The sequence below is a fragment of the Mariprofundus ferrooxydans PV-1 genome (assembly GCF_000153765.1).
GTDB classification, from domain to species: Bacteria; Pseudomonadota; Zetaproteobacteria; order Mariprofundales; family Mariprofundaceae; genus Mariprofundus; species Mariprofundus ferrooxydans.
On the sequence record NZ_DS022295.1, the window covers coordinates 554,194 to 566,654 of the forward strand.

The following is a 12,461-nucleotide window of genomic DNA, read 5'->3' on the forward strand; positions in this document are numbered from 1 at the left end:
AAACACATGTTACGATTGCCATCGATGTATCATCAGTGATGCACAACCATCTATTATGAGAGACCTGTGCCGCAAAGGAGGGTTCCGCTGCTATGAATAACAATACCATTGAGCAAGCTGATGAACCCGTTATTGTTGCGGTTACCGGTGCATCCGGCGCACCCTATGCCCTGAGACTGATTCAGCGATTGGCACGCACCGGTATGACACAGCACCTGCTGCTCTCCGATGCAGCACGGGTGGTATTAAAACAGGAAGTCGACCTGGACTTGCCGGCAGAGCCGAAACTCGCTGCACAGGCGCTTGCCAGCGCATTGGGTGTCGATGCAGATGCTATCCACTGTTACGGTACCCGAGACTGGTTTTCCCCTTCGGCTTCCGGCTCTGCCGGCATTCGCCGAATGATTGTTATCCCCTGCTCAATGGGCACACTGGCACGTATTGCATGCGGTGCATCCGATAACCTGATCGAGCGTGCAGCCGATGTTATGATCAAGGAGCGCAGGCAGCTGATCCTTGTGCCGCGTGAAACGCCACTCTCTGCCATTCATTTGGAGAATATGCTCAAACTGGCCCGTTTGGGTGTCGATATTATTCCCGCCATGCCCGGCTTCTATCACCGCCCTGAAACACTGGATGATATCATCGACTTCGTCGTCGACCGCGCACTCTCTCACATGGATATTGCGACGCCAGAGGCGAAGAAATGGGGTCAATAGCAGGCAGGCGTCAACCCGTGTTGGCACTGCTCCTGCTCATCTGCCTGCCCGGCTGTGTTGCACTTGGCGCAGCTGCCGCCGTCCCGGGCACACTGGTCGATGTCGTTACCGATCAGTTCCGTGGGGAGGAGGTCAGCTTCGCCTCTAACATGCGCCGTACGATTGCAGCAACCCAGGCGGTTCTGCAAACCATGCAACTGGACATCGACGTCCTCGAAAGTCAGCAGAATGGCGGCTATATCATAGGCTTCAGCAACGACAGGCTGGATGGCACCATCAACTTGCGCAAACAGACCGAACGGCTGACCACAATGAATGTGAAGGTTCGTTCGAACACACGTGAGAAATCCGTAGAACGCGCAATTGTCGATCTTCTACGGCAGGAGCTGAAAACCCTGCCTGAGACAGTGCAATTCGATAAATCGCAGTATCAAAGCCTGATGGAAAAGCCGTCGACTGCGTCAGCTCGTGTTGGCTGGTTCAGAGCCGGCGCCCGACTGCAGGTGGTAGCACAACAGAGCGGCAAGCAGGACTGGTTGAAAGTAGAGTTACCATCAGGAAAAATGGCTTACCTGAAAGGCACTGTTGTTAATAAATAAAAAATTCGTAAGGCTCGGAGGAAACATGACAAACAACCAACAGACCATGGATGATATTGCAGAAAAAATCGCCGGCGGCATCCGTATGCTGGGCGGCCTCAAACAGGGGGCGGAAGAGCAGGTGCGCAATATCGTTGAGGGTGCCCTCTCCCAGTTTGATGTGGTCACTCACGAGCGCATGCAGGTGCAGGAAGCGATGTTGAAAAAGTCCAGAGATGAACTGGCGGCACTGGATGCACGAGTGCATGAACTGGAAGCGCAAATCAAACTGCTGAGCAAATAAAGTTTCTCTCCCCTGACCCGGCCAGTCCGGCTATCAGGGGAGAAAAACCTGAAACATCATCTCCCGGTACGACGCAGCATGTGCCCCAGCTCAAAGCGCCCGTTTTTGTGGGGAACCAGCACCGCTCCCGTTTCCTCCGGCCACTGCCAGCGTGAGGCATCGAACAGTTCTCGCATCATGAGCAGGTCGCAGTGAAATGGCGGCCCCCCGCGTATACCTGTCTGCATAAACAGGGCATATAAAACACCCTCCGGCTTAAGCCAGCCATGCAAGCGCTGTTCATAATCGGCACGCTGTTCAGGCTCAATGGCACACAGGCATGTCTGCTCATACACGGCATCGAAGCAGTGGTCGGGCGCATAGGCAAACAGGTCTCCGTTCACCAGCTCTGCATCCAGATCTTCCTGCTCCAATTGTTGACTCAGGTGTGCAATAGCCGAGGGGGCAATATCAATCGCTGTCACCCTGAATCCCAGCCTCGCCAGTTCAATCACTTCATGTCCACGACCGCAACCGGGGATCAACACGCGAGCCTCAAGGTGCAAATGATCAACCAGTTGAGTCAGCGCCGGACTCACCCCGCCTCTGTCCCAGCCGGTTTCACCGCGCTGATATCGCTCTTCCCAAACAGTCATGTGTGCACCTTATTTGACGATCACATTCATCAGCGGCGGATGCATCAATGTGGCGTGAATCAGACACTGATTGGCGACACGCTCCACAGCCTTACGCCTGTTTGCCGGCAACTCCGGCAACTCCACTTCTACTGTGAATGAGCCGATGCGCTTGGGATCGTCCATCACCTGCCAGTCGCAACCGACCGCAAGCCCTGTTGTATCGATACCGGCCTGTGTGCAGTAACGCGCCACATAGTGGGCAATACAACCAGCCAGTGATGCAGCCATCAGCTCCGGCGGCGTCATACCTGAATCTTCACCACCGTTATCCAGCGGTTGATCAATGGTAATCGTATGAGAGCGGCAGGCTGCCGTAAAACGGCAGCCTCCGTCATAGGCAATTTGCATACGCACTATTTGAGCCGCTCGATCCCCATACGCTTGAGGAATGCTTTTTCCATAAACGGTTCGGAAACGCCGGTTTTCATCTTGCGCATGAAGTACTTTTCAAAACCTACCTTGGCCACATGCACCCAGGCACCACCCTTGGCCCAGACCATATTGCGTGGCGGAATCTGCGGGTAAGCAACCAGCGCCACACCGCCATCACCAAAGTCCGCCAGGCAGATCGCGCCCCAGGTACCGCTCTTTTCGACCTCTTCACCCTTCAGGTCATGAATAATATTGTGCACAATGGCAGTGGTCATCGTTTCGATCATAAAACCTGTTTTCGGAGTCCCCACCGGCAACGGTGTTGCCTCAACCGGAGGAATTGCAACAATTACACCGGTACCATAGATATTATTAAACTTCGGATTCTGTTGATAATCATTGATGACGACAAATCCCATCGGATTGACCAGGCCTTCGCAGTTGGCTACCGGCCCCACGCCGCGGAATGGTGGCATTAGCATGGCGAACTTATGATCCAGTGATCCCGATGCGATCACTTCGCCATGGCGGTCCACTTCCTCATAGTCAAGAGAGTGCTCATGTACGGCCAGCGTCTTACAGTTAGTGATAAACTTGATATCGCGTTTGCGCAGCTCTGATTCCAGCAGCCCCTTGGAGTCTTCCACTCCACCCAGGCCAAGATGGCCGATATACGGTTCAGGGGTAATAAACGTCATCGGTACCTTGTCGCGAATTTTGCGACGACGCAGTTCGGTATCAAGAATAGCAGCATACTCATAGGCAGGGCCGTAACAGGATACGCCCTGCACAGCACCGATGACGATTGGGCCGGGATCCTTGCAGAACTCTTCAAAGGCGTTATAGGCCTCAACGGCATGATCCACGTGGCAGATCGAGTGGGTATGACCTTCCGGACCCATGCCGGGAACCAGTTCAAATGCCAGGCGAGGGCCTGTGGCAACAATCAGGTAGTCATAGTCCAGATTCTGGCCGTTACCCAGACGCAACTGGTTCTCATCCGCCAGTATTTCATCCACACCGCAGGAGAGAAAATTAATTCCCTTCTTATTCAGGTAGGGTGAGCACTGAAAACTGATCTGATCTTTATCGCGCCAGCCGACTGCAACCCAGGGATTGGAGGGCGTGAAATGAAAGTAATCCATATTGGATACCACTGTCACTTCATGCTGCCCGCCAAGTTTTTTCAGGGCATCTTTCATTTCGTACGCAGCAGGCATACCACCGATCCCCGCTCCGATAATGACTACATGTGCCATAATACGTCTCCTCTGATTCAGGCATTGGCTATTGATGCCCTGTAATATCGTTGCCAGTAGCGACAGAATGAGGTGAGGAAGCAGGTTCCTCCTCACCCCCTCTTCCTGCAGGCTCTTGGTGTTACAGGTAACACCTGCATGGAACAGTAGAGTGCCCGGCTATCACCGGGCACTCTCATTATAGTTTATAATGACCTGCAGTCCATCGACGAATCATCAAAAACAACGCCCCGGCAAAACCATATATCACACTTGGTTATGCGTAACATAATATGATAATATATAATATCAACTATTATGTTGTATTGCACAGCTGTTGTTTAACTACAGATGCAACCTGTTTCTGGTCAGAGTATTATTCACCGACTTGACGCACGATGAGCAGCGATTTCATTTACCGCCGCAGGTATTGATGCCAAGAAGCGGATACAGCGGACAAAAGCGGATCACCGCAGTCAGTGCAAATACCGCACCAACACCCATTGCCACATAATTCCATGGAGCGGCCAGACCACCCACCGCACCGAATGCAATCAGCGCGATACCGGCTAACAGGCGAATCACTCTGTCTATACCACCTACATTTGCTTTCATATCAATCTCCTTCCGTTTGAGTGAGCATATGTTAATTGGCCCGACTCAGGCTTCAGTGACTTTGTCACTCAGGGGACTTCTGATGATTAGAAGTCATCCCCCTGTCCGGGCCACCCTACTCTCTCACACCTGCGAAGCTCAATCCACCGGGTAGCCTTGCTGTAGCCAGGCCATCGTGCCTCCCTGAATATTAAACAGGTTCTTCCGCCCGCACTGCCGAGCCAGATAATCAGCAGCCTGCGCCGAGCGAGCGCCTGAGCGGCAGATCAGATAGACATCGCCGTTTTCAGGTATGTCACTGACCCTGGCCATCAGCGTATGTAGCGGGATGAGCTGTGCACCGGGCACATGGCCGGACTGATACTCTTCCAGCGAGCGCACATCAATCAGATTCAGGGTACTCCCCTTCTCACGCGCCTGCGACCAACGCAGGTATAATTCGTTCACATTAATTGCATCAAACATTTACTTCACCACCGGGTAGCCGGCATCTTTCCATGCTTCGATACCACCGACTATATTTTCAATATTCGTATATCCGTGCTCTGCCAGCAGTTTCGAGGCACGTGCTGAACGTTTTCCAGAGTGACAGTAGATATATACCTGTTTGTCACGCGGTACTTCGACCAGATGCTCTGCCAAATCCTGTACCGGAATCAGTGTTGCACCGGGAATATGCCCTGCTGCATACTCTTCCGGCGTACGCACATCCAGCAGCATAAAAGGATTAGGTGATGCCGTCCCCTGCTGCCAATGTTCATGGATATCAGTGACGCTGGCATTTTCATAGCCACCGGCACTCTTCTCCCCCATACCACAGCCGTAAACCATCATCGACACCATCAATGCCATAGCGATCAATAACAATCGTTTCATCATTTATCTCCTGAGGGTATTTACAAGGATATGAAAACTACACGTGCAAACATTAAATCCCTGCTCCTGCGCCACACACGACTCATTTTTTACCGGTGCGTACGGGAAGCCCGGCCCCGGCCCATGCACCCATGCCGCCGGAGAAGTTATATACAGGCTTGAGTCCTGCTTTGGCCAGTGCCGTGGCTGCCATGGCTGAGCGATTCCCTGAGGCGCAAATCACTACCACAGCTTTATTCGCATCGATTTCATGTTTGCGTTTGCCGATATCACCCAGCGGAATGTGTATCGCATCCGGAGCATGTCCACCTGCCCACTCACCCTCAGAGCGTACATCAACCAGCGTATGCGGTTCATTACGCATGGCAAAATATGTCGATGCCGACAGGCTTTTTACACCCGAGAGCCTTGGTGCAACCACCCTTTGCCACAGCATCCAGCAGATCAGCAGCGTTAAAAAAATATATACAGCATATTGTTGCATAAATTGCATGGTTTTATCTCCATTGAAATAGTCAAAATATTATCCCGTAGCGGATATAAGCATGACATCAGGGCCGGGACAGGTATCTGAACCAATAACCTTCGTATCCGGGACTTATAGCTTGATCATTACTGATCCTGCGCTACATAGATGAAAAAAAGACAGTTGCAGGCGATGTCCCCCTCCTTGAAGGGAGGGATTACGTGGGTACCACCTGCCCCGTCAACGGTAAGCTAAAGCTGAAATCAGCCGTGTTTCATGCCCAGCTTGGACAAGATCACTTCCATCAGACACCACTGCGTGAAGCCCGATTGTAGCAGGTTGGCGCCGACAAAAGCCGTAAACCAGAGCCAGGTAGGCTCGCTCAGGTCTACGCCATTATAGCGGTAGGCCAGATACAGGCTGAGCAGGATAAATGTGCCTGCGATAATGCGAATAGCGCGTTGTATTGTCATATTAATACTCCTTTTTTTTAAACTTAAACTCTGTTCACTGGAGAGTAGAGAGAAAAGAAGACCGCTACAGCCTGTCCCTCTGTGCTCCGTGGGGAATCGTGCTTTTGGCTAAATGGTATTGCACTGGGCGCCATCATCGCTCGGCCATGGGGTATTGCGTTGCCACAGATAGTAAATCAGCGGGATGATGAACAGTGTCAGTACCGTAGCCGCCAGAGTACCGAAGGCCATGGACACACCCAGACCACCGAATACCGGATCGGAAATCATTATGGATGTACCGGCAATCACAGCCAGAGCTGTCAGCAGGATCGGCCGGGCGCGCACAGCGCCCGCTTCCAGTACGGCCGTCTTTACGTCATATCCCTGGCGACGATAATCCAGGATAAAGTCGATCAGCAGCAGTGAGTTGCGCACAACGATACCGGCCAGTGCGATCATGCCGATCATCGATGTGGCAGTGAACGGCTGGCCGGTAATCCAGTGTCCGGGAAAGATGCCGATCAGTGTCAGCGCTGTCGGTGCCATGACCAGCATCGGCAGAATAAACTCACCGTAATAGGCCACCATCAACAGATAGATCAGAATCAGGCCGACAATAAATGCCGCCCCCAGATCACGGAAGACATCCAGCGTCAAACGCATCTCACCGTCCCACAACATCTGATAGCCAAACGTGTCATCCGGTACCGCGTCTGTGAAATGCATACCGCCGGTTTTCAGCCGCTCACCCGGTGCGATCTGGCTGCCATCAATATGGCTGTCCATATCCAGCAACGGATAGACCTGTGAGCCGATCTTTGGCTCCGCGGTCACATAAACAACCGGGTGTGAATCCTTGCTGAATATCGGCAATCTGGCCGTCGTTTTCCTGACCGTTGCAATCGAAGAGAGTTGTACAGGTCCGCTTTTGCCGCTGACATAGATTCGACTCAGATCATCGGATGTCGCGCGCAGCTTTTTAGGCAGCTGCACATGCAGCATGACCGGATGTCTGGATGCATCCACATGGATTGCGCCGGCATTATAGCCACCCAGAAAATCCTTTAATGCCAGCTCTACCTGACGTGTGGCAACCCCCAGGCGGGAAGCCTTCTCCTTATCAACAACGATCGTCAGTTGCGTCTGCGCCTCTCCAACCGAATCATCAATATCAGTCACATCATAGGTGGCGGCAAAGCGTTTCTTCACCTGTGCGGCAATAGCACGCTGGGTTGCATAGTCCGGCCCGTAAATTTCACCCAGCAGTGTTGCCCGCACGGGCGGGCCCGGCGGATCTTCCACCAACTTGATACTGGCGCGCGGGTGCGCGGCAATGATCGGCGCAAGCGCCTTGCGCAGCTGCAGCACAATCTGATCGGAGTGGATGCTGCGCTCCTGTTTATCCACCAGATTGACGCGCAACTCCGCCTGATACGGACTGTTCCTGAACAACGCCCCGCGCAGCATACCGTTGAAATCGATCGGCCCCGCCTGTCCGACATAAGCCTCGTAATCGGTTACCATCGGGTTAACACGCACAATATCGGCAATCTGCCGGGTTACACCGTCGGTCTCTTCCAGCGTCGTACCTTCCGGCATATCGATGGTGATATTGAAAGTGTTTTTATTCCCCTTCGGCAGCATCTTGAGCTCCACGGTGCCGGCTGTCAGCGGCCCGTTAATACCTGCCGGTCGCACGAACTGCCAGGCCGGCTCCCACATCGAGAAAGCAAACAGCAACAGCACAATCAGCCAGAAGAGTGAGCGTATGCCGCGCTTCTCAATCAGCGGCGTAGCCAGCTTCATATAGGTACGATGAACCCAGTCAGTTGTTTTTTCATCCTCTTCTTCCATCGTCGGTTCAACCATACGACAGGGCAGCCAGCGCTGCGCAATCCACGGTGTAAACATATAGGCAATCACCAGTGAGGCAGCCATGGCAATCGGCGCATTAAAAGGAATCGGAGCCATATACGGCCCCATCATGCCGGTCACGAAAGCCATCGGGATAAATGCCAGAATCACGGCAATGGTGGCAATAATCGTCGGTTTTCCGGTTTCATTGGTCGCACGGATAATCAGCTCTGCCTTGTCTTGCAAACTTTTGGCGCCGTGATGCAGGTGGCGGTGAATATTCTCTATCACCACAATAGCATCATCCACCAGCAGCCCCAGCGACAGAATCAGGGCAAACAGCGTAATACGATTAATTGTCTGGTCGGCCAGCAGGCCGATAGCCAGTACGATAAACAGAATCAGCGGTATATTCATCGTCACAATCGCCGCTTCCCGCCAGCCCAGGAACAGCAACATAATGATAATCACCGACACAATGGCGATACCGAGATGTTCAATCAGCATGTTCACCGCGGCATTTGCCAGATTGCCGGAATCGCGCGTGATCGTTACCTGTACATTATCCGGAATCAGGTCGCCTTTCAGGCTCTCCAGCTTTTTATTGATGCGCTCGGTTACAAAAACCGCATTGGTGCCGCGCTTTTTGGCCAGTGCGATGGAGACGGCAGGTCGCTCCTCTTCACCGAACCCTTTTTTGTCCGCTGCACCGAATCCGATGCGATGATATTGCTCCACTTCGGCAGGACCATCGACAACGCTGGCAATATCACGCAGATAAACCGCCTTGCCGTCCGCCTCTCCAACAATCAGGCGACCGACATCCTGAGCCGATTTCAGATAACCATCCAGCCAGACCTTGGTCACATGGTTTTCGCCAACCAGATCACCAACCGGCCCGCCACTGTTGGCGGCAGCAAGCACCTGATGCAACTGATCCAGCGTAATACCGTAGGCAGTCATGCGCGCCGGATCCAGATCAATTCGAACTTCCCGGTCCCGTCCGCCGACAATATCCGCCACCGATACGCCCTTGAGCGGAATCAACTGCTCCCGTACGCGCTCAGCCAGACGTTTGAGGGCCAGACCATCCATGGCAGGTGTGGAGAGCGTAATCACCGACACGGGCACATCATCCACATCCAACGGCTTAATCAGCGGTTGTGAGGCCCCCGGCGGAATACGATCGAGATTATGCATCATACGATCATAGAGTTTGACGAGGCTGGCTTCCTTATCTTCACCTACCTTGAACATCACGGTAACCACACCCATTGAGTCCATGGCCGTGCCGTAAGTATGATCCACGCCTGTCATCTCACCCAGAACCATCTCCAACGGGCGAACGATCAGGTTCTGCACCTCTTCAGGGCTCGCCCCCTGCATCCTGACAATCACATTGGCAGCCGGTACATCGATAACAGGGTTTTCCTCACGCGGAGTCAGCACCAGCGCTACCAGACCAATGAGAAAAATCAGGATACTGATAATGGGCGTCATGCTGGTGCCCATTGCCGCTGCACCGAGGCGGCCGGCAATATTCAGGTCTTTGCGATCCATCTTACTCTGCCTTGATCCGAACGCCGCTACGCAGGGCTCCATCATCACGCCAGGCAATCACATCGCCTGCCTCCAGCCCGGCCAGCACTTCAATCCCCTTGTCTGTCTGCTCGCCAGTTCTGAGTTGGCGATAGTGCGCAAGCCCCTGTTTATCCATCACATAGATACCTGAGAGACCGGAGCGATTGAGCAGAGCCTTCCCGGGAACGACAATAGCCTGACGTTCACCGACTGAAAAATTCACCTCGGCGAACATACCCGGATAGGCACCGCTCTCTGCCGACAGCGCCACTTTGACCAGAAACTGATGCGACAATCGATCGGCCGATTTAACGATCTGGCGGATATGGCCATCGATAGTTTTGGCCAGTCCGGGAATAAATATGCGCACAGCGTCATTCTCATGAATGGTGGCAACAAACTGCTCTGAGACGTACGTTTCAACCAGCAGGCTGGATGGGTCTTCCAACACCAGCAGTGGTTGTCCCGGCGTAGCCAGATCACCGCTGCTGGCATGTTTTTCAACCACAATACCATTCACCGGTGAGCGTACCTCAGCATACTGCAGTTGATTCTCAGCCTGCACGACACGCGACTGAGCCACCACATAGCGCAGACGGACCTTGTCATACTGTTGCTGACTTACGGCATGCTCGGCCAGCAGGGATCGATAACGCTTCATGTCCGATGCCGCATCAGCCAGATCAGCCTTTGCCTGAGCATAAGCCTGACGTGCATTTACCGGATCCACATCGAACAGCAACTGACCGCTTTTGACCCGATCGCCTTCACGCAGCTTGATACTGCGGATATATCCGGAGAGGCGCGAACTGATCGAGACTTTATGGTCGGAGCTGACCGCACCACTGGTATGGTAGTGCACCGGCAAGGCAGTGGCAGCCAGTGTCATTGTGTGAGCTGACACTTCAACAGGCGCTTTTGTCTCCGACTGTTGCGACTCGTCCGTGCAACCACTGAGTGAAACCAGTGCCAGCCAGCAGGTGGTAAACATTACAACAGGGTGCTTCATTGTAGACTCTCCTCGCTCAATCTGCCGCTAACCAGCAGCAGGTTCGCCTTGGCAACACTGACGTCATAGCCGGCACGGATGGCTTCCGCCTCGGCCATATCGGCCCTGCTCTGTGCATTAAGCAGATCCGATGTTTTCTCCAGCCCCTGCCCATGTCTGAGCTCGGTAATGCGAAGCGATTCACGTGCCTGTTTCATGGCTTCGGATTCAGCCTTGCTGCGCTTTTGTGCTTCGGTCAGTTGACGCTCTGCCTGCCTGACCTGATTAATAATCTGTTGCTGCTTGTCATCCAGCTGGAGTGACAACCGCGCCACATCTGCCTCTCGCCTGCTTATGGCCGCTTTATCCGAGCCACCTGAATAGAGATTCATACTCACCTGTGCGGCCAGCGTGGCATTGCCGTTACGTACTGAAGGGGTTGAGCTGTTCCACTCCTGGGTGGCCTGCAAACTGACATGGGGCATAAACGATGCCTTTTCCATATCAACGGCAGCCTTGCTCGACTCCAGCGTCGATTGCATGGCCTGAAGATCCGGGCGCTGCTTGATCGCGGCCTCCTCCAGACCACTGGTCGATTCAATAGTGCCAAAATCCGGTACGGCAGCCGGCTGATCATTTTCTTTCGCCGTTACCCCGGTCAATCGTGCCAGCAAATCACGGGCATAGGCGACACCATTGAGGCTCTGGTTGACACGCACCTCGTTCTGCAGGTAATGCACTTGTGCATCCATGACATCAGAGTCAATCAACATACCCCGCTTTCGCATCGATTTCACATTACTCAAATAACGGGCGGACGCTTCCAGTGATTTCCTCGCCGCTTTGAGTTGAGCCTCGGCATTCAGCCACGCCATATAAGTCTGAATCGTCTGAAAAATGGTCTGCTGACGAAGCCATAAGTGCTCACTGGTGCTGGCCAAAGCCCCCTGTTCAGCCTGCTTGCGACCGGCCCAGAGCGCCCCCCCCTGATACAGAGGCATACTCAACGTCAGCTTCGGCTGATAATTATTGATAGCGCTAGGATTATTCAGGGTCACCGGATTAAAATCCGCACTTGTGACACGCTGCTGCATCAGCTTGGTTCCGAACACCGTCAACGGCGAATCGCTACGCATGATTGAGTAACCGGCATCGAGGCTTGGCAGCAAATGACCATTTGCCTCATCCACCCGGGATGCCGCTGCCTGCACGCGATACTGATCAGCTGCAAGTAACCGGTTGTGCTGCAAGGCCATGGCGATGCTCTGTTTCAAGGTGAATGTTTCGGCTGTGGCCGGCATGGCTCCGGAGGCAAGCACGGCTAGTATTAGTGTATAACGGATTACTGATGTCTTGCTGCAAAAAAACACTTCACGCATCCTTGTTGGCAACATTGCACATTTCAGGGCAGTAAATACGATGCAGCGCATGCACAAGATCCGCAAAAGCCGGGTTGGCAATCCGGTAATAGACCTGTTGTCCTCTCTTTTCATTGCAGATCACGCCCATCAAACGCATCTTGGCCAGATGCTGGGAGAGATTGGACTGTGCCGCACCGGTAGCCTCCATCAGCTCCTGCACACACATCGGTCCGTTGAGCAGATTACACAGTACAGACAGGCGAACCTCATGTGCGATGGCACGCAAGCCCTCACTGGCTGTTAGAATTTTTTCCTGAGGTATATTAATCATCCCCGAATAATATTCGGTTCTTCTAATATAATCAACACCTGATAGA

15 protein-coding genes are annotated in these 12,461 nt (G+C 53.3%); 3 read left to right on the forward strand and 12 right to left on the reverse strand.

Annotated features, from left to right (window positions below; all coding sequences use genetic code 11):
• The first annotated feature begins 92 nt into the window (after window positions 1–92).
• From SPV1_RS09515 to SPV1_RS09525, 3 genes are read left to right on the forward strand one after another with little or no spacing between them, the layout of a single operon-like run.
• Window positions 93–719: a UbiX family flavin prenyltransferase gene (locus SPV1_RS09515; protein ID WP_009850969.1), complete on the forward strand. Its 627-nt coding sequence runs from the start codon at window positions 93–95 to the stop codon at window positions 717–719.
• Window positions 707–1,318 carry an SH3 domain-containing protein gene (locus SPV1_RS09520; protein WP_231288366.1) on the forward strand — a complete coding sequence of 204 codons (612 nt, stop codon included), beginning with the start codon at window positions 707–709 and terminating at the stop codon, window positions 1,316–1,318. Before SPV1_RS09515 ends, SPV1_RS09520 begins: the two co-directional genes overlap by 13 nt.
• 25 nt (window positions 1,319–1,343) lie before the next feature.
• On the forward strand, window positions 1,344–1,601 hold the full coding sequence (locus SPV1_RS09525; protein ID WP_009850971.1) for an accessory factor UbiK family protein: 258 nt from the start codon (window positions 1,344–1,346) through the stop codon (window positions 1,599–1,601).
• Window positions 1,602–1,657: 56 nt separating this feature from the next.
• Here SPV1_RS09525 and SPV1_RS09530 read toward each other — a convergent pair whose 3' ends face one another.
• The 12 genes from SPV1_RS09530 to SPV1_RS09585 all read right to left on the reverse strand — a co-directional run bounded on the left by SPV1_RS09530 (window position 1,658) and on the right by SPV1_RS09585 (window position 12,415).
• Window positions 1,658–2,236: a methyltransferase domain-containing protein gene (locus SPV1_RS09530; protein WP_009850972.1), complete on the reverse strand. Its 579-nt coding sequence runs from the start codon at window positions 2,234–2,236 to the stop codon at window positions 1,658–1,660.
• Window positions 2,237–2,245: 9 nt separating this feature from the next.
• Window positions 2,246–2,626: an OsmC family protein gene (locus SPV1_RS09535; RefSeq protein WP_231288367.1), complete on the reverse strand. Its 381-nt coding sequence runs from the start codon at window positions 2,624–2,626 to the stop codon at window positions 2,246–2,248.
• Between the two features lie 5 nt (window positions 2,627–2,631).
• Window positions 2,632–3,909 carry an NAD(P)/FAD-dependent oxidoreductase gene (locus SPV1_RS09540; protein WP_009850974.1) on the reverse strand — a complete coding sequence of 426 codons (1,278 nt, stop codon included), beginning with the start codon at window positions 3,907–3,909 and terminating at the stop codon, window positions 2,632–2,634.
• A 390-nt stretch (window positions 3,910–4,299) separates the two neighbouring features.
• Window positions 4,300–4,503: a YgaP family membrane protein gene (locus SPV1_RS09545; RefSeq protein ID WP_009850975.1), complete on the reverse strand. Its 204-nt coding sequence runs from the start codon at window positions 4,501–4,503 to the stop codon at window positions 4,300–4,302.
• A 138-nt stretch (window positions 4,504–4,641) separates the two neighbouring features.
• Window positions 4,642–4,968: a rhodanese-like domain-containing protein gene (locus SPV1_RS09550; protein WP_009850976.1), complete on the reverse strand. Its 327-nt coding sequence runs from the start codon at window positions 4,966–4,968 to the stop codon at window positions 4,642–4,644.
• Window positions 4,969–5,379, reverse strand: a complete 411-nt coding sequence (locus SPV1_RS09555) for a rhodanese-like domain-containing protein (RefSeq protein WP_040881798.1) — start codon at window positions 5,377–5,379, stop codon at window positions 4,969–4,971.
• A gap of 82 nt (window positions 5,380–5,461) precedes the next feature.
• The gene (locus SPV1_RS09560; RefSeq protein ID WP_009850978.1) at window positions 5,462–5,872 is read right to left on the reverse strand and encodes a rhodanese-like domain-containing protein; all 411 of its coding nucleotides are present in this window, start codon (window positions 5,870–5,872) and stop codon (window positions 5,462–5,464) included.
• Between the two features lie 236 nt (window positions 5,873–6,108).
• The gene (locus SPV1_RS09565; RefSeq protein WP_009850979.1) at window positions 6,109–6,318 is read right to left on the reverse strand and encodes a YgaP family membrane protein; all 210 of its coding nucleotides are present in this window, start codon (window positions 6,316–6,318) and stop codon (window positions 6,109–6,111) included.
• 108 nt (window positions 6,319–6,426) lie between these two features.
• Complete coding sequence (locus SPV1_RS09570; protein ID WP_009850980.1) at window positions 6,427–9,714, reverse strand: efflux RND transporter permease subunit; 3,288 nt, start codon at window positions 9,712–9,714, stop codon at window positions 6,427–6,429.
• Window position 9,715: 1 nt separating this feature from the next.
• Window positions 9,716–10,744: an efflux RND transporter periplasmic adaptor subunit gene (locus SPV1_RS09575; protein WP_009850981.1), complete on the reverse strand. Its 1,029-nt coding sequence runs from the start codon at window positions 10,742–10,744 to the stop codon at window positions 9,716–9,718.
• Window positions 10,741–12,102: a TolC family protein gene (locus tag SPV1_RS09580; protein WP_009850982.1), complete on the reverse strand. Its 1,362-nt coding sequence runs from the start codon at window positions 12,100–12,102 to the stop codon at window positions 10,741–10,743. Before SPV1_RS09580 ends, SPV1_RS09575 begins: the two co-directional genes overlap by 4 nt.
• Window positions 12,095–12,415 carry an ArsR/SmtB family transcription factor gene (locus tag SPV1_RS09585; RefSeq protein WP_018293615.1) on the reverse strand — a complete coding sequence of 107 codons (321 nt, stop codon included), beginning with the start codon at window positions 12,413–12,415 and terminating at the stop codon, window positions 12,095–12,097. Before SPV1_RS09585 ends, SPV1_RS09580 begins: the two co-directional genes overlap by 8 nt.
• Window positions 12,416–12,461: the final 46 nt, after the last annotated feature.